We start from the raw sequence: 19,313 nt of genomic DNA, 5'->3' as shown, positions 1-19,313 counted from the left end.
CCAACAAGTTGCTGTTTTTGTTGAAAAAAACAACAATGCAGCTTTACTGTTAAAGAATTCGATGGCACGGTTGTTTTGTTGATTGCAGGAGAATGACCACTAACATATAATCAGGGCATAACTAACAAACATAGAGTCGTCAAAGCTTTAGGAGGTATGATTATGTATTATTCAAGTGGTAATTATGAGGCATTTGCTCGTCCGAAAAAACCGGAAGGTGTGGATCACAAGTCTGCTTATATTATTGGCACAGGCCTTGCAGCACTTTCAGCCGCATGCTATCTTGTTCGTGATGGACAGATGAAAGGGGAGCATATTCATATTTTTGAAAAGGATCGTATTCCAGGGGGAGCGTGTGATGGATTTGAATACCCAGGCGTGGGATATGTGATGCGTGGCGGACGAGAAATGGACAACCATTTTGAAGTTATGTGGGATCTTTTCCGGTCCATCCCATCGATCGAAACAGAGGGAGTCAGTGTTTTGGATGAGTATTACTGGCTGAACAAGGAGGATCCTAATTATTCACTTTGCCGTGCCACTGTAAACTGTGGAGAAGATGCACATACAGACAAGAAATTTGCAGTTTCTGACAAAGCCCAAATGGAGATTATGAAGCTGTTCTTTACCCCGGATGAAGATTTATATGATAAGCGTATTGATGAATTCTTCGATGATGAAGTATTTGATTCAAACTTCTGGCTCTATTGGAGAACGATGTTTGCTTTTGAAAACTGGCACAGTGCCCTGGAAATGAAACGTTATATCAAGCGTTATATTCATCATATCGGAGGACTTCCGGATTTTACAGCGCTTCGTTTTACAAAATACAATCAGTATGAGAGTATGATCCTTCCGATGGTGAAATATCTGGAAAAAGCCGGTGTGGCATTCCATTATAATACCAGAGTGGTGAATGTTGAATTTCATGTTGAACCTGATAGAAAACAGGCTACACGGATTGAAATTGTAACAGAAGGTGAAACCCGCTATGTTGATCTGACAGAAGATGATCTTGTTTTTATCACCAACGGAGGATGTGTGGAGAATTCTGCAATGGGATCCCAAAATACTCCGGCACCATATGACCCGGAAATCAAGCCGGGCGGTGGATGGGATATGTGGAGGCGTATTGCAGCCCAGAGTCCGGACTTTGGAAACCCGGATAAATTCTGCTATGACAGTGAACTGTGTAACTGGATGAGTGCTACTGTGGAAACGCTTGATCAGCGTATTATTCCGTACATTAAGAACATCTGTAAAAGAGATCCTTTCACCGGAAAAGTGGTAACCGGAGGCATTGTAACAGTTAAAGATTCCAGCTGGCTCCTGAGCTGGACCATCAATCGTCAGCCACAGTTTAGAACTCAGCCGAAAGATCATTGCCTTGTATGGGTATATGCACTCTTTAATGACAGACCTGGTGATTATATTAAAAAACCGATGCGAGACTGTACAGGAAAAGAAATCTGTATGGAATGGCTGTATCATATCGGTGTGCCGGAAAATCAGATTGAAGAACTTGCAGAGAACAGTGCCAATACAGTTCCGGTTATGATGCCTTATATTGACGCATTCTTCATGCCCAGAAATGATACAGATCGTCCGAAGGTGGTTCCTGACGGGGCAGTAAATTTTGCCTTTATCGGTCAGTTCGCGGAAACAGCCAGAGATACTATTTTTACCACAGAATATTCTATGAGAACCGGCATGGAAGCAGTGTATACACTTTTAGACGTGGATCGCGGTGTGCCGGAAGTCTGGGGCAGTACCTACGATGTGAGAGATCTGTTAAATGCTACCGTAAAGCTTCGTGATGGAGAAGCTTTGACACAGATGAAGCTGGGATTGAAAGAAAAAATAGCGATTAAAAAGGCCTTAGGGTTTATCGAAAACACAGATGTTGAAAAACTTTTGAAAGAATATGGTGTTATTTAACTGAATCAAGCAAAATTCAAGTAAGATTCCCACATCAATTGGGAAAAACAATAAGCAGTGTGAGGAAACTTGCTATTGGATGTGCTTATGAAGAAAGACAGGTGAAAATTCCTTGAAAATCAAGGAGTTTGAGCCTGTCTTTTTTATTTTATAAAAACATATGGGCGAATAATATGATGCGAGGTGATAATATAGTGGATTGACAACATAGCATATATCGGATACTATTAAATAACGCAATGCGTTATTTTGGTGGGAGAGTTTTATCATGAGTAGAGGAAAAGAAGTAAAAGAATTAAGAGAAAAAATGGGAATGAACAGACGTGTATTTAGTGATTATTATGGTATTCCGTATCGTACTGTTCAAGATTGGGAAGCAGAGAAAAGAGAACTTCCGGATTATTTACTGCGATTGTTGAAATACAGAGCGGAAATAGAGCGTCGAATCAAAAGTGAAGATAATTAAAAGGTATCCTCTGTATATTTTTTTACAATAAACATAACGCAATGCGTTATAATGCGTAAATGTTTAGGAGGTTAACTTGGAGAGAAAAGTAAATGTTATCGAGGATTTGAACGGAAAGAAAACAGTATTTATTCACGATATTCTGTTCAAGGGAAAAAGAGCAGTTAATTGGGATGAAGTTGAAAAGTATTTACGCCAGTATGTAGGAGAATTCTATCAGATAGAAGATTGCAATAAGATGATTTATATTGGATCGGATCTTCCTGATGAGTATACGCACTCAAATTATACTCGGATTTTGAAAGGAGCAAATGCGAAAGCAAAAGCGAATGCCGCACAGGGATTACCGGAATTGCTTAAAATAGCAACGAACGAGGTTTATGAAGATAATCGTAAGGAGAAGCATAGTAAAGATGCTAAATGTGGTTGGTATTCATATGATTCAAGATTTGCTCTTCCGGTATTTGGTGATGATGGAGAAATAAAGAGATACAACGTCTTTAATGTTGCGATGTTGGTCAGACACGATGAAGATGGGAAATATTACTTATACGATATCATGAAAATAAAAAAAAGAAACGAGCAATCTTTTCCAGTCAAATGACCTTACTCAGTAACAAAACCCATTTCTTGATTATATGATACATTGAACAGTATTAAATGTCAACGAAAAAAGCATAAGAGAAATCTTAATGAAAAGCCAGCCTAGCTATTTATCGGAAAGACCATAGAAAAGACAGGTTCAAATACACTGATCAACCTTAATATGTTCGAACCAGTTTTTTATTGTTACCGTTTCTTTCGGTTGTTTTTGTCATGCATGCTTCATGGATATTCAATGACAAACTCTCTCCTATAAGGTATAATACTAAGCAAAGTATTTGTTTTGCTCATTACGAAATGAGAGGGAGATTTTTCAATGGATGCGAATGTGATCAATGAATTGCAAAATGGCTTAAGTGCCGCTTATATAAATGGTTCCGTGGCGGCAAATCTGGCGTACAAGCCAGCATTTGTGTCGAATAATCCAGAAGAAGGGAAGAAGGTAATTTCATCTGTGGAGGATGAATTGCTGCGCTGTGATCAGTTTCAGATCAGTGTTGCATTTATCACAATGGGTGGTGTGACTCCGCTTCTTCAGACCTTAAAAGAGCTTGAAGAAAAGGGGATTAAGGGGCAGATCCTTACAACCAATTATCTGAATTTCAGCGAGCCGAGAGCACTTGAGAAACTCAATAGATTGAAAAATATTACGTTGAAAATGTATGACGTGGAAACTGCCGGAAATGGCTTCCACACGAAGGGATATATTTTCAAAAAAGAAGAGATTTACCGGATCATCATTGGAAGTTCCAATATGACAAGTGCGGCGCTGACGGTTAATAAAGAGTGGAATACAAAACTGATTTCTACGGAAAATGGAGAAGTCGCAGAGGAAATCGTATGAAAAGGTATTTGACAGACGTGTTACCATGGGCCTTGTGGGTGCCGGTTCCTATGAATATGAAAAAGACTATGTTTTTGCAACAGTAGAAACTTTGAATAGAGATACACATTTGTTTCAGTACAAGCCAGATGATTTTGATTGCATTATTTTGGATGAAGCACACCATAGTTCTAACAACATCTACACCAAGGTCATTAATTATTTTAAACCGAAGCTGTTCTTGGGCATGACAGCTACTCCGGACAAACGGGATGATAACCAGGACGGTAAAATTATCACGAAAGTTCAATGCACTGGGATACCGTACAGTTGCATTAAGTGGTAATGACAGTGAGGAGATACGCCTGGCGGCGTTTGAAAGACTGGCCATGGATGAAGCTGCTGCAACAGAGGAGATGCAGCCTCTGGATTATATTTTCTCCCGTGACATATTAAATGAAGGCGTGGATATTGTTGAAGTGAATCAGGTTATTATGCTTAGACCTACACAGTCGCCGATTGTATTCATTCAGCAACTGGGACGAGGACTGAGAAAAGCACCGGGGAAAGAATATGTTGTTGTTTTGGATTTTATCGGGAATTATAATAATAATTTCATGATACCGGTGGCATTATCAGGGGATCGTTCCTATAATGCAGATGTGATCCGCAAGTACGTGATTAGTGGGAATAGTACGATACCAGGGGCATCGACTGTTCATTTTGACCAGATCTCCAAGGACAAGATCTTTAAGTCCATCGACAGGATCAAAGGTATGAAAGCCTTGATCAAAGAAAGCTATATTTCTTTGAAGAATCGATTGGGACGGATTCCGCTTCTGTATGATTTCTATGAGAATCAGGAAATTGATCCGTTGGTGATCATTAGAGAATATAAAACGTATGATGCCTTTATGCAGGCTATGGAAAAGGAGAAATACAAGAATTGCTTAAGTGAACAGGAAAAATTAACACTGGAGTATTTGTCTAAAACGGTTCTCTCAGGAGTGCGTCCGGATGAGCTTGCAATACTTGGTCAGCTTCTTCACAAAGATCAGATCAGGATTGAGGATTTTGCAGAAGAATACAAAAAGAAGTTTGGATTTGAGGTCAGCATAGCACAGGTAAAGGATGCTGTTCAGGTGCTGCAGGGACATTTTGTGAGTAAAGAAGCAGAATATCAGAAATTCAGTCGGATCGATATCCTGGAAAGCACCCGGCCTGGAATGATCCAAAGAGTGCAAAGCTACGCTGAAAGACTTACACACAGGCAGTTCTATACACAGGTGGAAGATATTATAAAGGTTGGTATTACCAGATATCAGGAGAAGTATCTTCCGGGGAGGAGTGCGGACAATCCCTTTGTGTTATATGAAAAGTATTCCAGAAGGGATGTCAGTCTGCTTATGAACTGTGGGAAGGATCTTTCCTCTATCATGTATGGTATGAAACGAATTAAAGACGATGTTTTTATTTTCATTACCTATCATAAAGAAGAGAGCCAGGATGAGAAAAATTATGTGGATGGAAAACCGGATTACGCAGATGCATTTGAGGACAATCTGATCTTTAAGTGGGATTCACAAATTGGAAAAGGTCTGGACAGCTCTTATATGCAGGATGTGCTTGGAGCTGCAAGAAAGCATTTACTTGTGAAAAAATCAGATGCGGAGACAAGTTTTTATTACATGGGACAGTTCGATATCGTAAAAGCCTTAAATGCACAGAAAGAAGATAATCGTGGACGTATGCAGCTAATCACAAAGGTTACTATAAAAATGCATCATGCAGTGCGAGAGGATTTATTAAGATACTTGCAGTCTAATATTACGGCATAAATAGTTAGAGGTATTCAATAGATGAAAACAATAAAAGTAGTAGCAGCAATTATCTGCGACAATATGAAAGAGAAAAATAAAATATTTGCAACAGCAAGAGGCTATGGTGAATTTAAGGGCGGATGGGAATTTCCGGGAGGAAAGGTAGAAGCCGGAGAGACACCACAGCAGGCTCTTGCAAGAGAAATAATGGAAGAACTGGATACAGAAATCAAGATTGGTGAATGGGTGGATACGATTGAGTATGATTATCCCAGCTTCCACCTTTCTATGGATTGTTTTTGGGCGGAAGTAACAAAAGGCCATCTTGAGCTAAAAGAAGCAGAAGCTGCAAAGTGGCTTACCAAGGATCAGTTAGACAGCGTTGCCTGGCTGCCGGCAGATATCTCTTTGATCAATACGATTGGGAAGTATATGAAATAATCGAACTGGTGGAGCAAAATATAACAAGCTCCTTAACGATCGAGAAACTTAAGATTCTTGAAACGGACTTAGTCGCTTTATTACAAAGAAAATGAATAATTACTATTTCTGGGGCGCATAATATCATCATGATTACAGGATTGTGGGAGTGCAAAGCACGGAGCAATCTGTGTGATCCGGATTTGGGCATTTTGAAACTCAAATCAGCATCGTACAAAACAATCACAGGTTTTAAGACCTGTGGGAAAGAGGCAGAAAGATGATATTAAGTGACAAAGAGACAACTGTGATCAAAGATTTGCAGACACAGGAGCAGTCCTGTGTGGAAAAATACCAGAGATATAGTAAGCTTGCCAAGGATCAGGTACTTGTTGACCTGTTTACAGACCTGCAGGGAAAAGAGCAGAAACATTTAGATTCGCTCACACAGGTATTGTCTGGAAGAGTACCTTCCTGTGATTGCAATGACTGTGCGGGGAAAGATTATCAACCAACCGCTACGTACAGTATGGCACCTTCAGAGGATAAGAAGGCAGACAGCTTCCTTGCAACCGATTGTATCGGAACAGAAAAACTTGTTTCTTCCACTTACAATACAGAAGTGTTTGCGTTTGGAGATCCAGGTGTGAGAAAACTTTTGGCAGATATCCAGATCGAAGAGCAGAACCATGCGGAGATGCTTTATAAATATAAAACGGTCAACAGCATGGCATAGTGGATGTGTAGAAATAACCCGGCTGAATTTTCAGCCGGGATTTATAATGCTGTGGTATCGGGAATGATCAAACATTTTGTTGACTTTTGGCTGGCAGATGTATAATCTGTATATCAGTTACAAGACATGACTGAACCACAGGAGGGAGAAACAGGTGCCGGATATTATTATTGTAGAAGACAACATAGAAATCGGGACACTGTTATGCGATTTTATCAGAAAAGAGAATTATACCGTAAGTCTTGCAGAAACAGGGGAAAAAGCCCTTGACATTTTTGAAAGGTACGGCGCCAATCTGATCGTGCTGGATATCGGCCTGCCAGGAGTGGATGGCTTTTCTGTCTGTGCCAAAATACGGGAGACTTCCAACACCCATATTCTCATTGCAAGTGCCAGGACAGATAAGGAAAGCACATTAAAAGGCTTGCAGATTGGAGCGGATGACTACATCGGCAAGCCTTATGATATTGATATACTGATGGCAAAGATCAATGGGATCTTCAAGCGGAAATATGCACTGGATGAGCTTGTGTGCGGCCATCTGAAGCTGAATAACGTATCCCAGACCATTACTGTGAATGGAAAGCCTGTGAATGTTACGGAAAAGGAATTTCAATTACTAAAGCTGTTGGTCGAGAATAAAGGAACTACTCTAAAGAAGGAATACCTGTTTAATCGTGTATGGGGCAGTGACAGCGAATCCGAGCTACAGACCCTTACTGTTCACATTAAATGGCTTCGTAAGAAGATTGAGCAGGATCCGAAGGATCCAAAGCATATTATTACTGTGTGGGGGACTGGGTACAGATATGAATGAGTATAAAAAATTTGCAAGAAGATTTCTTGGACTGGAACTGGTTTTCATTGGGATTGCAAACCTGATTTACTACATATGGATTGCAGATCCTGAACCAGTGATCCGGAAACTACAAGAAAAAACAGATACGATCTACAAGGTTTTTTATAATCGGACAGACTACAGAACATGGATCCTTATGGATATTGCCCTGGGAATCTTGTTTTTCATGTCTGTTTTTTTAGTGACTTATATGAAGAAAAAAATAATAAAACCTTTTCACAGAATGGAGCATCTTACAGAGGAACTGGCAAAGGGAAATCTGTCCATGCCGATTCCGGCAGAGAAAAGCCAATACCTTGGCAGATTCCTATGGGGAATGGACATGCTGCGAAATACTCTTGAGGATAATAAAGAAAAACAACTACAGTTGCAAAAGGAGAAAAAGACCCTGATCCTGTCTCTTACACATGATATCAAGACTCCTTTATCTGCCATCCGCCTGTACGTAAGAGTGCTGGAAGAAGGGCTTTATACAACGGAAGAAAAGTGTGTGGAAGCATATCATGGCATTGAGAAAAATGTAAAAGAGATCGAAGATTACGTAAGTGAGATTACGGAAGCTTCCAGGGAGGATTTCCTGCATCTGACAGTAGATCCAGGGGAGGTTTATCTTTCAACTGTGATAGAAGCGATTCGGATGCTTTATGAGGACAAACTGGGACAGCTGCATGTCAGCTTTGGAATACAGGCCTATACAGACTGTTTATTGAAGGGAGATCCTGACCGGCTGATCGAGGTATTGCAGAATCTCCTGGAAAATGCGGTGAAATACGGGGATGGAGAAAGAGTTAATCTCTCTTTTGGAGAGGAAGAGGATTGTATATTGATTCATGTGCTTAATTCCGGCTGTACACTAAAAGCAGAAGAGCTTGTGAATCTGTTTGATTCTTTTTATCGAGGCAGCAATGCCGGTTCAGCCAAGGGATCCGGGCTGGGGCTTTATATCAGCAGGCAGCTGATGCGGAAAATGGATGGGGAAGTATATGCGGAAATCCAGGAGCAGGATTTTGTTGTAACTATGGTTGTGCGAAAGGTATGACCGGTGTAAAAAGCAATGATTAAGATAAAAATAGTTACTGAACAGCAGGCATTTAAGGATTGTTTAATAAATTCTCCTGTAAGATGGATACATCAATGATCTCTCGGAATTCTGATTGATCATGCCAGCGAAACTCTGGCAGTGAACTTTGAAAAGTAGATATTGTTTCTGGAACAAAAAAACGGCATGAGAAATAAACATAGCTTTCACTATGGCTCTAAGCGTGGTATGATAGTCAATAGGATTATGCTACATCCAAAATCAACTTTCTCAGGGGAGATTCAGATGGCAGATCCCATGCATCCAGATGCTGTAACATCAGGATGTGATAGAGGCGGCAGTACCACATCTTTGTAGAGCGGTGTCTGCCGTCTTCTAATCTGAAGTCTAATTTCTCACGTTTGTTTGAACGTTCTACAGATGTTCTTGCATTGTATTCCTGTTTCCATTCTTTGCTGCTTCTTGGCGGATTGTTAAAGAGTCTTGGGTTGTCATTTAAGACCAAATGGACGGTGCGTCCATATTTCGCGTTTGAGCATGGATTGTCACAGGTACAGGAAATACAGCCGCCTGCATGACTGATCTTCGGACATTTGAATTTCATGCGTCCTTTCGCAGCTTCGATACCATCGCGCCGCATCCGGTGTCCGGCTGGGCAGACAGGAACCCCGTCTTTATCAATGGTAAAATCATTTTTATAGACAGGTGGTCTTCCAGCTTTGCTGTTCAGATCAATAAATGGAGTGATGTTTTGGCGCTTAAAGTATTGATAGTAAGGCATGGCATCATGTGCAGAATCTAAAAGCACTTTTGATACTTTGTAATCAGGAAGGAAAGATCTCATTCGAAAAAAGGCCTGAAGGAATCCATGCGAATCATGTGTTGAAGCACAGGAATAATGGGGGAATACCGGGAGATCACTCTGCGAATCGACCAGCATATATAAATCATATCCATGATAGAAGCAGTCGCGAGAGGAATCCCAGCCGATGTCACAGTCAGGCTGAGAAAAGTAACGGTCACAGCTACAGTCAAAGATGCCATTTTCCTTACATTTGCATATGCGTTTTTTGCGTTCCCTGTGGGAAGTGGCAACAGGAGTCCCATCACCGGCAAGGGCGAGATTATCCTTATGGATCAGGCCCTTTTTCACGGAGACATCCAGAAATTCTTTCTGATAGATTTTAAAAAGAGAAGCGTAAGGCTGGTCATCGAGGGAAAAAGAAGTCTTTTCCAGTTGGGGAAGAAGCTCAGCAACGGTTATTTTTTCAACTGAAGGAGCTTTTTCTCCTTTTGCATCTGGCTTTTTCACTTTTGTTTTCAGCGGATGGATATGGGGTGACATATGGGGATCATCAGAATCCCATAAGCGTTTCATAAAATCATAAAAGGTGCCAACACCTGGAGTGTCACCAACCCGAAAACCACTGAGGATAGCGAAAAGAGGATTCATCTTAAGCTGCGCAGCCCATTCGGTGATAGAGGAAACTTTAAAATCAATGGATAACAGGTAAGAACGCTGCATACAGGAAGGAATTCTTGGAGCTGGGCCAAACTTGGAATATTTATCAGCTAAAAGGACATTTGTATCCGACAGATCAAGATGCCAAAAGCGTTCAATGATATCCCAGGTGGAACGAGTAAGGGCATTTGGATCAGGATAATATTTACGAAGATTTTCAACAACAAAGTTCTGGTAGTCAGCATGACTGCCGCAATTAACAGGTAACAAGAAAATCGCCTCCAATCGAAAAATGTACTTTTGATCAAGGGCGCGAAGCGCCGCATTTTTCGGTAGATTTGTCAAGCGATTTTTGCAAAAAAGTGGGGGATTTTATAAAAAAAGGGATCTGAAAGTCTTGATTTTACTGGGCTGAAGATTCCGAGAGATTATATCAAACAAAGGGAGGAAAATCCAGGATGTTTTTTCGTATTTTGAAAAAAGATTTAAAAAGAAAAAAAGTGATGAATGCTGTCCTTCTTTCTTTTATCCTGCTGGCTGCCATGTTTGTGGCAAGCGGACTCAGTAATGTGGTCTCTGTTATGAACGGAACAGACCATTATCTGAAAAAGGCCGGGATCGGGGATTATGTGGTGATCTTCATGGGAGAAGAAAGCAAGACAGCGCTGGAAGATGTGTTGCAAGGAAATGATGATATCAAAGAATGCCGCATAGAACCTGTGATCTGGGGTGTTAAATCCAATCTGAAAAAAGCGGACGGAACAAAGATCGAAGCGAAAAATTCAGTAGTTTTCCAGGCTTTGGAAGACAGTCAGCTGAAATACTTTGATAAAGACAACAAACAGATCACAGAAATCCAGCCCGGGCATGCCTATGTAACCGGGGATTTCATGGAAGAGAACGATCTTAAGACAGGCGATAAAATTACGGTTACACATGACAGTGTATCTTTTTCTGTAACGCTGGACGGCACAGCAAAGGATGCGCTTTTCGGTTCCCCTATGATGCAAAACAGACGGTTTCTTTTCAGTCAGACCGACATGGAAAAGCTGTTTGCAAATGATAATGTGCGAAGCAGATATCAGGGGCAGGTGTGCTATATTGACCTGGCAGATGGTGCACAGGAGTCGGATCTGGCATCCTTGATCTCTGAAGTACCAGGAGTTATGTTTTCTGGTGCATATTCCATGATAAAAACCACTTATGTGATGAACATGATCGTAGCATTTACAATACTGATCTTAAGTGTGTGTCTGATTCTGATCTCTTTTGTTGTGCTGAAATTCTCCATTACTTTTACTATTTCCGAGGAATTTCGTGAGATCGGGGTTATGAAGGCAATTGGTATCAGCAATTTCAGAATCCGCAGCCTGTATCTTGCAAAGTATCTGATGATGTCAGTGGTAGGAGCCGGGGCAGGGCTTTGGCTTAGTGTCCCTTTTTCAAAGCTGCTTTTGCAGTCTGTAAGTAATAATATGGTACTGGAAGCAGATAACCATTTTCTTCTGTCAGTGATTGGCGCAGTTCTAGTGGTAGGTGTGATCCTTCTTTTTACATTCCGGTGTACGAAGCTGGTGAAAAAGTATTCACCTATTGATGCTATCCGTTCCGGTGAGACAGGGGAGCGCTACAAGAAGAAATCTCCGTTCAGGCTTGGGAAAAGCCACAGAAGCACCAGTACATTTCTGGCAGTGAATGATATATTCAGTGCACCGAGACGGTATATGACTATTATCATTGCCTTTTTTATCTGTACGCTGTTTGTGCTGGTATTTGTGAATGTGAGTGCAACCCTGCGAAGTGATACTTTTGTTACAACCTTCGGAAAACGAAGTGATCTGTATTATCAGGATCAGGAGACTGGGATCAACAGCATGACCCAGGATGGGGAAAAGCAGGTAGAAACATATCTGGCTGATCAGGAACAACTTCTGGCTGATGATGGAATGCCTGCAAAGATGTGCGTGGAAGCATTGTATAAATATAAGGTGCGGGTAAAGGATAAAGATTATTCTCTTTCTTGCCAGCAGGGAATCCATACAAATGCATCAGAGTACGAATACACGGAAGGGGAGGCACCTGGAAATAGAAATGAAATTGCCATCACCCCTACTATTAGCAACCTGACAGGTGCGGAACTTGGAGATACCATGTCAATTGATTTTGGGACAGAAACCGTTGATTGTGTGGTGGTGGCATATTTCCAGAGTATGAATCAGCTTGGACAGGTGATCCGGCTTCATGAGGATGCACCTACAGATTTTAGATATCTTTCAACTTTGATGCCTTATCAGATCAATTTCCAGGATGATCCTCCCGCAGAAGAAATTGAAACTTGTAAAGAAAAAGTAGAAAAGCTGTTTGAAATCGATCACGTGATGAATGCAGTGGAGTATTGTGATGATATGATGGGTATAGCATCTACTGTGGAGGCTGTACAGTATCTTTTGCTTGGTATTACAATGATTGTGATCCTGTTGGTATGCGTTCTGATGGAACGGTCATTCCTTGCAGATGAAAGAAGCCAGATCGCTATTTTGAAGGCTATTGGCTTTGGCAGCTCCAAGATCATCAGATGGCACATTATGCGGTTTGGAATAGTTACATTATTTGCAGTGCTGTTGGCTGCATTATGTTCCGTACCGGTAACATACCTGGTAGGAAATCCGCTGTTTGGCATGACAGGAGCCGGAAAGGTTTCTTTTGTGATCAGTCCGTGGAAAATTTTTCTTATGTATCCGGTGATCATTTTCTTTATCACATTCCTTGGGGCAGGGATTACCGCCCTGCATATCCGGAAGATCAGAAGCAATGATACAGCAAACATCGAGTAGCAAAAAGGGAGGAAATCAAAATGGCAGCATTACTTTGTGCAAAGAATCTTTGCAAAACATATGTTATAGATAAACGACAAAACAACGTACTTAGAAATGTAAATCTTCAGGTAAATGAAGGGGATATGGTGGCAATCATGGGTCCTTCAGGTTCCGGTAAATCCACGCTTTTGTATGCAATATCCGGGATGGATCGTGCAACTGGCGGACAGGTGCTTTTTGAAGGAAAGGATCTGACTACCCTTAGTGAAAAAGAATTGACAAAGCTTCGGCTGGATGAAATGGGATTTATTTTTCAACAGATGTATATGATGAAAAATCTGACTATCCTGGATAATATCATACTTCCGGCGGTAGAAAGCAAAAAAACAGATGAAAGTAGAAGCCAGAAGCAAAAAAGGGGAGAACAGCTGATGCGTAAGCTGGGTATTATTGAAATCGCTGATAATGATGTGAATGAGGTATCCGGCGGACAGCTTCAGAGAGCTTGTATCTGCAGAAGTATGATGAATCAGCCAAGACTGCTGTTTGCAGATGAACCTACAGGAGCTTTAAACCGTACCTCTTCCAATGAGGTAATGGACGAACTGGTAAAACTGAACCGGGAGGGTACGACTATTGTAATGGTTACACATGATGCAAAGGTTGCCGCCAGATGCAGCAGGATCCTTTATATTGTAGATGGCAATATCAAGGGAGAATATACCCATCCGGAACATCTTACAGCTGAAAAGGAAAGGGAACGTGGATTAAATAACTGGCTGATGGATCTGGGCTGGTAGAATAAAAGAATCAATGATCGGTTCATAAATAAAAGAATCAATGATCGGTTTTTGCTTGACGATTTGGTCATGATAGGGGATAATAGTCTTTACACGCTCTGTCATGTGAGGAGTATTTTTGCTGCTCAGAAAGATAGGGCAGCGAGAAATAACAGAAAAGATTGGTGAGTAAAAATTGGGATTGAGGGAAAAACTTTTTAAAGATATCAAAATTAACAATTGCATCATTGCTGTGTTGAGCAGCACGTTTTTGGCCTTTGGTCTTTATCATGTCCATTCGCTTTCCGGGGTGACAGAAGGAGGCGTGATCGGCCTGAACCTTTTGCTGGAGCATTGGTTTGGCATATCGCCTTCGGTTACGAATTTTGTGGCCAATGTGATCTGCTATGCGTTAGGATGGAAAATACTGGGACGTGTATTTCTTGTCTATTCAGGTATAGCCACAGTAAGCTTTTCTGTGGCATACCGTATCTTTGAACAGTTTGAACCCTTATGGCCTCAGCTTTATAACATGCCTTTGGTGGCATCTGTCGTAGGAGCAATATTCGTAGGTGTTGGAGCCGGGGCATGTGTAAGGATCGGAGGTGCTATTTCCGGAGATGATGCCCTTGCAATGGGAGTATCCCATTTAACGGGCCTTAAGGTACAGTGGGTGTATCTGATCAGCGATCTTGTGGTGCTTATGCTGTCTATCAGCTATATTCCACTGAAGCGGATCGGGTATTCACTTCTGACGGTGATCATATCCGGACAGCTGATCGGAATCATACAGGATTTTGATATAAGTAAATTAAGATCCAGGCAAGGAGATCCAAGGCAATCGGATTGATGGAGAAGGGTGGTTTAATTACCGCCCTTTTTTGGCTTTAATTTTAATTTTTCTTTTTCTCTGTTTAAAAGCTCTATGTTAAGGTTATTTTCTCCTGCGGTTTTGTCTACCCACAGATTCAGGGAATCAATGGCCAGGGAAACTTCATCCAGCTTTTGGCTGATATATGCAAAATCATGGATCTCATCGTCCGTAACTTTCCCGTCTCTGGCGATCTGGATCAGGCGGCTGGTAAGAGGATTGATCTCATTCAGACTTGCAATGGTTTCCAGGATAATGGTGGAGAGCTCGGAAACCTCAATCTCAGGTACATATCTGTCACCAATGGTACACTTGTGGGAACAATAATAGTTGCACAGATCCGGCCGCCTGTAACAGTCAGCCATCTGGACGATATCATATGGCGTAGGATCCTGCAGTTCGTATTCTATTTTTTCAATTCTTGAAGCGGATACACCGATCATTTTTTCACTAGCTTTTTCACGGGTCAGTCCCTGCTCTTCGCGGCAGATCTGATAAATTGTTTTATTCTCACGGGTAGATTGCTTCCCCATACTGGCTCCTCCCTATATCTCCAAAAACAGAGAAATATGTGCTGTTATTTCAATAAAGCAGATGTATATTTTTGTGCTGTGTTTTATTATACTGGATTTATCAGTTGACGGCAAGGAAATAAAAAAGAAAGAAACGAGGTATGGACGTTATCGAAAGAAAAAGGATGGTACGGATACTGGAAGAGATGAGACAAAATCCGGAATACAGCAACAGGCTTGGGATAAAAGATAAATCGGTTTTCAAGCCAGCACAATATGAAAGCAGAGGAAGAAGAAATGATAAAGAATGAATGGCTGATCGTAACGGTGGTTGGAACACTGGTAAGAATGGTTTTATTTATGTAGGACGTATTACCAAAAGAAAGAAATTCAGAAAATGGATTTATTTCAGCAACAAACAGCGATATAATGTATGATATGAGCAGGACGAAAAGGTAGTATACAATAAGGAGAATCATCATGGGATATGATATAGAAAAAGAAAAAAGAGAAGCCATTGAGGCAGGTCAGAGAGCATTACATAGCCTCCGAGCAGCACAGGATAATCTTTCAAGTGCAAGGAACTGGGGCTTGTGGGATATTTTTCAAGGAGGATTCTTTTCCAGTATGGTGAAGCAGTCCAAGATGCAGCATGCCAGACAGTGTATGGAACAGGCCAGATATGATCTGGATAATTTCAGCAGAGAACTGCGAGACGTAAGTATGATATATGACCTGCATATTGAAACCAGTGATCTTCTGACTTTTGCAGATGTCTTTTTTGACAATGCATTTGTGGATCTGATGGTTCAGGACAGGATCAACAAGGCGCGCAGACAGATTGACGAAGCCATCCGCAGGGTGGAAGATGTATTAAGGCAGCTGCAGAGATATTGATGATATTAAAAGATATTGAAGGATTTTAAAGGAGTGACACAGAGATGTTTACATTATTATTTGTTTTTTGTATGTTCGGTGTGTTTGGAAAGCTGTTTTGTTTTGGGCTTAAGGCAGCCTGGGGAATTTCCAAATTTGTATTAAATATTGTATTTCTTCCTTTGATACTGATCGTTATGGTGGCAGGCGGACTGCTTTCAGTAGCATTTCCGCTGCTGCTCATTATCGGGGTTATAGGATTGGTTGCGTCCAGATAAACAGTGAAATGCAATACAAAAGGTAAAGTAAAATCGTTAGACATCATAATCCGGAATAATGTGAGAGTGCATCGCATTGTTCCGGATTTTTTGATGGCAATGGTTCGGGCATATTATTTACGGTATTGTTGGAATTACAAATAGAAAGTGCTTCTCTTGAATGATTTTATAAAAAACGTGAAATACTACTGCAAAAAACGCATAAAAACGTGAAAAATCAGAATAAAAAGAAGATAAAAACGTGAAAACCAAATTGAAAAGAGCCAAAAACGTGATATACTAACATCAGGAGGTAGCAGACGATGTATTTAAGAAGGAAAATAGACGATTATCTTTTAGCATGGAGAAATCGTGAGGATAAGCTTCCGCTAATTGTAAAAGGTGCAAGGCAGATTGGCAAAACAGAGTCCATTTTTCATTTTGCACAGAAAAATTATGAAAACATTGTAAGTATTAATTTTGTACTTGAACCAAAATACAAAACAATATTAAGTGATGGCTATGGGGTTAATGAAATTATAAAAAATATATCTCTGTTGGATCCATCAAAAAAATTTATTCAAGGCAAAACCCTGATTATCTTTGATGAATTGCAGGAAGTTCCAGATATTGCAACTTCTCTGAAAGCGTTTAAGCTGGATGGCAGATTTGATGTGATATGCAGTGGTTCTTTACTTGGAATTAACTACAAGAAAATTCATAGCAACAGTGTTGGATACAAAACAGATTACGAAATGTTTTCCATGGATTTTGAAGAGTTTCTGTGGGCAAAGGGATATACAGAAATTCATATTGACAATCTTTTAAAGCATATGCAGGATGGAGTTCCATTTTCTGATACGGAATTAGCGGTTTATAAAAAGCTGTTTCTGGACTTCTGTGTTCTAGGTGGGATGCCGGCTGTTGTCAAAAAGTATATTGAAACAGGCACTTTTTCTGAAACATTGGAAATCCAAAGACAGATCCAGCTGGATTATGAGGAAGATATCCGGAAATACGCAGAGGGTCTGGATCAGACTAAAATTGTAAGTGTATATCGAAATGTTCCTGCACAGCTTGCAAAAGAAAATAAGAAGTTTCAGTTGAGCAAAATAGACAAAAAGGCCAGAAGCCGGGAATATATGGGATGTATAACCTGGTTGGAGGATGCGGGAGTAATATCCATATGTTACTGCTTGAACTATCCGGAACTTCCGCTGAAGGGAAATTATGATGAGTCAAAATATAAGATTTATTATCCAGATACCGGTTTGCTGATCGCATCCTTAGATGAAGAGGCGCAGGAAGATCTGAGAGCGAATAAAAATCTGGGAGTGTATAAAGGCGCTTTATATGAAAACTTTGTGGCAGAGGCCTTTATAAAACAAGGGCTAGGGCTGTATTATTATAAAAAAGAGAGTGCGACTCTGGAAGAAGATTTTTTTGTGAGAACGAAGGATGAACTGGTACCAGTAGAAGTAAAAGCAAACAATAATCGTTCAAGATCCCTGCGAAAGTTAATATCCAGTGATTCGTACAGTGATATTCATTGGGGAATAAAGCTGGCAGACAGCAACGTAGGAATTGAGGATGGGATTTGCACATTTCCATATTTCTGCACATTTTTATTGAAAAAATATTTATCAGGGAAATCATGACGAATAAGTTTTTCTCCACATCAGGCGCAAGACATGCTAAAATATGGTTAGATAATATGAGAGCACCTGAGGGAGGAGACATGAATATGAAAGTAATTGATCTGACACATACCATCCGGCCGGACATGCCGGTTTATCCGGGGACAGAGCCGCCCCAGTTTTTGCCTGCAAACAGTTATGAAAAGGATGGATTTAAGGAAACAAAGTTGTGTATGTTTACTCATACAGGTACACACATGGATCCACCGGCTCATCTGTATGCAGGACGGACCACTCTGGATCAGTTCACGGCAGAGCAGTTTATTGGAAAAGCACTGGTGATCGACTGCTGTGGCCTGAAAGAAGGGGAGCCTATCACAATGGCGCAGATTATGAAATATGGAGAAAAAAGTGCACAGGCTGATTTTCTCCTTTTTTATCTTGGATGGGATAAGCGCTGGGGAACAGACAGTTACTTCGGGGATTATCCCTGCCTGGATGAGCAGGTGATGCAGTATATTCTGGCTGGCAATTATAAAGGGATCGGCTTTGATGTGATCGGCCTGGATCCTATCGCAGATGAGAATCTGACAAGACATAAACAGCTTTTTAAAGAAAAAGAGATCGTGAATATTGAAAATCTGAAAAATTTGGAACTCTGTGGAGATGATCTGTTCTGGTTCAGCTGTTTTCCTTTAAAACTGGAAAACTGTGACGGATCTCCTATCCGGGCAGTTGCATGGTGGGAAAAATAAGGGAGACTACATGACAAAGGCAGGGAAGGATGTTACCCTGATTGCCAGAGAAGCGCATCTACAGGCAATGCAGGAAAATGGTCTGACCTTAGAAAAATGTGACAAGGCTTCAGAGATCCGAGGACTTGTATATGATGCGGTGAAAATGGGAGCGACATGGGGCTGTCCATGTCTGCCTATACAAAAGCGGCAGAATATCTGCAGAAAAATATGGGAAAGGGGGATTATGAAGACGGTATGAGTTCAGTTAAAGATGCAAGAAGACTTCCATTGCCTGTAGGGGTATCGGACTATTGTCTGGCATCATCAGAATATTATTATATTGATAAAACAATGATGATCAAAGACTTTATTGATGAGCGCCCTCAGGTTTCTTTGTTTACCCGTCCCAGGCGCTTTGGGAAAACTTTAAACATGGATATGCTGCGGACTTTTTTTGAAAAGACGGATAGCGATACATCTGTATATTTCAAGGATAAAAAAATATGGGCATGTGGACAGAAATATCAGGATTATCAGGGAAAATATCCGGTTATCTTTCTGACATTTAAAGACATTAAATTTAACATAATATATAGCAAGAATTCTCCTTCCTCTACAGGTGGGAGATGAATTGCATAAAAGCAAAAAGAACACTTGTTCTT

At 40.8% G+C, this 19,313-nt stretch carries 20 protein-coding genes and 1 pseudogene; 19 read left to right on the top strand and 2 right to left on the bottom strand.

What is annotated here, in order from left to right; genetic code table 11:
- The first annotated feature begins 162 nt into the window (after window positions 1-162).
- The 10 genes from OCV61_RS15725 (at window position 163) to OCV61_RS15680 (ending at window position 8,704) form a co-directional block, all read left to right on the top strand.
- Complete coding sequence (locus OCV61_RS15725) at window positions 163-1,938, top strand: oleate hydratase (RefSeq protein ID WP_158422613.1); 1,776 nt, start codon at window positions 163-165, stop codon at window positions 1,936-1,938.
- A 268-nt stretch (window positions 1,939-2,206) separates the two neighbouring features.
- Window positions 2,207-2,404: a helix-turn-helix domain-containing protein gene (locus OCV61_RS15720; protein WP_158422612.1), complete on the top strand. Its 198-nt coding sequence runs from the start codon at window positions 2,207-2,209 to the stop codon at window positions 2,402-2,404.
- Between the two features lie 76 nt (window positions 2,405-2,480).
- On the top strand, window positions 2,481-3,008 hold the full coding sequence (locus OCV61_RS15715) for a hypothetical protein (RefSeq protein WP_158422611.1): 528 nt from the start codon (window positions 2,481-2,483) through the stop codon (window positions 3,006-3,008).
- A 315-nt stretch (window positions 3,009-3,323) separates the two neighbouring features.
- The gene (locus OCV61_RS15710) at window positions 3,324-3,851 is read left to right on the top strand and encodes a phospholipase D-like domain-containing protein (protein ID WP_262583190.1); all 528 of its coding nucleotides are present in this window, start codon (window positions 3,324-3,326) and stop codon (window positions 3,849-3,851) included.
- Window positions 3,823-4,176 carry a DEAD/DEAH box helicase family protein gene (locus tag OCV61_RS18855; RefSeq protein ID WP_317258468.1) on the top strand — a complete coding sequence of 118 codons (354 nt, stop codon included), beginning with the start codon at window positions 3,823-3,825 and terminating at the stop codon, window positions 4,174-4,176. Before OCV61_RS15710 ends, OCV61_RS18855 begins: the two co-directional genes overlap by 29 nt.
- Entirely contained in the window at window positions 4,103-5,668 is a 1,566-nt protein-coding gene (locus OCV61_RS15700; RefSeq protein ID WP_262583189.1) for a DUF3427 domain-containing protein, read from the top strand. Before OCV61_RS18855 ends, OCV61_RS15700 begins: the two co-directional genes overlap by 74 nt.
- Before the next feature lie 21 nt (window positions 5,669-5,689).
- Window positions 5,690-6,091, top strand: a complete 402-nt coding sequence (locus OCV61_RS15695; protein WP_158422610.1) for a (deoxy)nucleoside triphosphate pyrophosphohydrolase — start codon at window positions 5,690-5,692, stop codon at window positions 6,089-6,091.
- A 259-nt stretch (window positions 6,092-6,350) separates the two neighbouring features.
- A complete protein-coding gene (locus OCV61_RS15690) occupies window positions 6,351-6,806 on the top strand; it encodes a ferritin-like domain-containing protein (protein WP_158422609.1) in 456 nt (151 codons plus the stop codon).
- Window positions 6,807-6,960: 154 nt separating this feature from the next.
- Entirely contained in the window at window positions 6,961-7,623 is a 663-nt protein-coding gene (locus OCV61_RS15685) for a response regulator transcription factor (RefSeq protein WP_158422608.1), read from the top strand.
- Window positions 7,616-8,704, top strand: coding sequence for a sensor histidine kinase (locus tag OCV61_RS15680; RefSeq protein WP_158422607.1), 1,089 nt, complete (start codon window positions 7,616-7,618; stop codon window positions 8,702-8,704). Before OCV61_RS15685 ends, OCV61_RS15680 begins: the two co-directional genes overlap by 8 nt.
- 244 nt (window positions 8,705-8,948) lie before the next feature.
- Here OCV61_RS15680 and OCV61_RS15675 read toward each other — a convergent pair whose 3' ends face one another.
- The gene (locus OCV61_RS15675; RefSeq protein ID WP_158422606.1) at window positions 8,949-10,436 is read right to left on the bottom strand and encodes a transposase; all 1,488 of its coding nucleotides are present in this window, start codon (window positions 10,434-10,436) and stop codon (window positions 8,949-8,951) included.
- 188 nt (window positions 10,437-10,624) lie between these two features.
- Here OCV61_RS15675 and OCV61_RS15670 point away from each other — a divergent pair, with 188 nt between their 5' ends.
- The 3 genes from OCV61_RS15670 (at window position 10,625) to OCV61_RS15660 (ending at window position 14,611) form a co-directional block, all read left to right on the top strand.
- A complete protein-coding gene (locus OCV61_RS15670) occupies window positions 10,625-13,000 on the top strand; it encodes an ABC transporter permease (RefSeq protein WP_158422605.1) in 2,376 nt (791 codons plus the stop codon).
- 20 nt (window positions 13,001-13,020) lie between these two features.
- A complete protein-coding gene (locus OCV61_RS15665; RefSeq protein WP_158422604.1) occupies window positions 13,021-13,782 on the top strand; it encodes an ABC transporter ATP-binding protein in 762 nt (253 codons plus the stop codon).
- 175 nt (window positions 13,783-13,957) lie between these two features.
- Window positions 13,958-14,611, top strand: a complete 654-nt coding sequence (locus OCV61_RS15660) for a YitT family protein (RefSeq protein WP_470258023.1) — start codon at window positions 13,958-13,960, stop codon at window positions 14,609-14,611.
- A gap of 14 nt (window positions 14,612-14,625) precedes the next feature.
- On the opposite strand, the gene OCV61_RS15655 is transcribed toward OCV61_RS15660, so the two are convergent.
- Window positions 14,626-15,165 (bottom strand): helix-turn-helix domain-containing protein, encoded by a 540-nt coding sequence (locus OCV61_RS15655; RefSeq protein ID WP_158422603.1) that lies wholly within the window; start codon window positions 15,163-15,165, stop codon window positions 14,626-14,628.
- A 459-nt stretch (window positions 15,166-15,624) separates the two neighbouring features.
- Here OCV61_RS15655 and OCV61_RS15650 point away from each other — a divergent pair, with 459 nt between their 5' ends.
- From OCV61_RS15650 to OCV61_RS15625, 6 genes and pseudogenes are all read left to right on the top strand, one after another.
- Entirely contained in the window at window positions 15,625-16,041 is a 417-nt protein-coding gene (locus OCV61_RS15650; protein ID WP_158422602.1) for a hypothetical protein, read from the top strand.
- 44 nt (window positions 16,042-16,085) lie between these two features.
- Complete coding sequence (locus OCV61_RS15645) at window positions 16,086-16,298, top strand: hypothetical protein (protein ID WP_158422601.1); 213 nt, start codon at window positions 16,086-16,088, stop codon at window positions 16,296-16,298.
- Window positions 16,299-16,600: 302 nt separating this feature from the next.
- A complete protein-coding gene (locus OCV61_RS15640) occupies window positions 16,601-17,935 on the top strand; it encodes an ATP-binding protein (protein ID WP_158422600.1) in 1,335 nt (444 codons plus the stop codon).
- A gap of 86 nt (window positions 17,936-18,021) precedes the next feature.
- Window positions 18,022-18,669, top strand: a complete 648-nt coding sequence (locus tag OCV61_RS15635) for a cyclase family protein (RefSeq protein WP_158422623.1) — start codon at window positions 18,022-18,024, stop codon at window positions 18,667-18,669.
- A gap of 10 nt (window positions 18,670-18,679) precedes the next feature.
- Window positions 18,680-18,910: a 2-dehydropantoate 2-reductase N-terminal domain-containing protein gene (locus OCV61_RS15630; protein ID WP_158422599.1), complete on the top strand. Its 231-nt coding sequence runs from the start codon at window positions 18,680-18,682 to the stop codon at window positions 18,908-18,910.
- Window positions 18,880-19,233, top strand: a pseudogene (locus OCV61_RS15625) (AAA family ATPase); the annotation flags it as partial. The gene OCV61_RS15630 and the pseudogene OCV61_RS15625, both read left to right, overlap by 31 nt.
- Window positions 19,234-19,313 lie beyond the last annotated feature (80 nt).

It is taken from the genome of Blautia ammoniilytica (assembly GCF_025566965.1).
GTDB lineage: Bacteria > Bacillota > Clostridia > Lachnospirales > Lachnospiraceae > Blautia_A > Blautia_A ammoniilytica.
Note: the sequence above shows the minus strand (reverse complement) of the source record. Positions and strands in the feature narration are given on the sequence as shown.

What these genes read in the sequence shown, in the direction of transcription:
- OCV61_RS15635 (WP_158422623.1), top strand. Translation starts at nt 18,022, where the DNA reads ATGAAAGTAATTGATCTGACACATACCATCCGGCCGGACATGCCGGTT.
- OCV61_RS15670 (WP_158422605.1), top strand. Translation starts at nt 10,625, where the DNA reads ATGTTTTTTCGTATTTTGAAAAAAGATTTAAAAAGAAAAAAAGTGATG.
- OCV61_RS18855 (WP_317258468.1), top strand. Translation starts at nt 3,823, where the DNA reads ATGGAGAAGTCGCAGAGGAAATCGTATGAAAAGGTATTTGACAGACGT.
- OCV61_RS15700 (WP_262583189.1), top strand. Translation starts at nt 4,103, where the DNA reads ATGATAACCAGGACGGTAAAATTATCACGAAAGTTCAATGCACTGGGA.
- OCV61_RS15690 (WP_158422609.1), top strand. Translation starts at nt 6,351, where the DNA reads ATGATATTAAGTGACAAAGAGACAACTGTGATCAAAGATTTGCAGACA.
- OCV61_RS15720 (WP_158422612.1), top strand. Translation starts at nt 2,207, where the DNA reads ATGAGTAGAGGAAAAGAAGTAAAAGAATTAAGAGAAAAAATGGGAATG.
- OCV61_RS15645 (WP_158422601.1), top strand. Translation starts at nt 16,086, where the DNA reads ATGTTTACATTATTATTTGTTTTTTGTATGTTCGGTGTGTTTGGAAAG.
- OCV61_RS15655 (WP_158422603.1), bottom strand. Translation starts at nt 15,165, where the DNA reads ATGGGGAAGCAATCTACCCGTGAGAATAAAACAATTTATCAGATCTGC.
- OCV61_RS15665 (WP_158422604.1), top strand. Translation starts at nt 13,021, where the DNA reads ATGGCAGCATTACTTTGTGCAAAGAATCTTTGCAAAACATATGTTATA.
- OCV61_RS15710 (WP_262583190.1), top strand. Translation starts at nt 3,324, where the DNA reads ATGGATGCGAATGTGATCAATGAATTGCAAAATGGCTTAAGTGCCGCT.
- OCV61_RS15725 (WP_158422613.1), top strand. Translation starts at nt 163, where the DNA reads ATGTATTATTCAAGTGGTAATTATGAGGCATTTGCTCGTCCGAAAAAA.
- OCV61_RS15680 (WP_158422607.1), top strand. Translation starts at nt 7,616, where the DNA reads ATGAATGAGTATAAAAAATTTGCAAGAAGATTTCTTGGACTGGAACTG.
- OCV61_RS15695 (WP_158422610.1), top strand. Translation starts at nt 5,690, where the DNA reads ATGAAAACAATAAAAGTAGTAGCAGCAATTATCTGCGACAATATGAAA.
- OCV61_RS15650 (WP_158422602.1), top strand. Translation starts at nt 15,625, where the DNA reads ATGGGATATGATATAGAAAAAGAAAAAAGAGAAGCCATTGAGGCAGGT.
- OCV61_RS15630 (WP_158422599.1), top strand. Translation starts at nt 18,680, where the DNA reads ATGACAAAGGCAGGGAAGGATGTTACCCTGATTGCCAGAGAAGCGCAT.
- OCV61_RS15640 (WP_158422600.1), top strand. Translation starts at nt 16,601, where the DNA reads ATGTATTTAAGAAGGAAAATAGACGATTATCTTTTAGCATGGAGAAAT.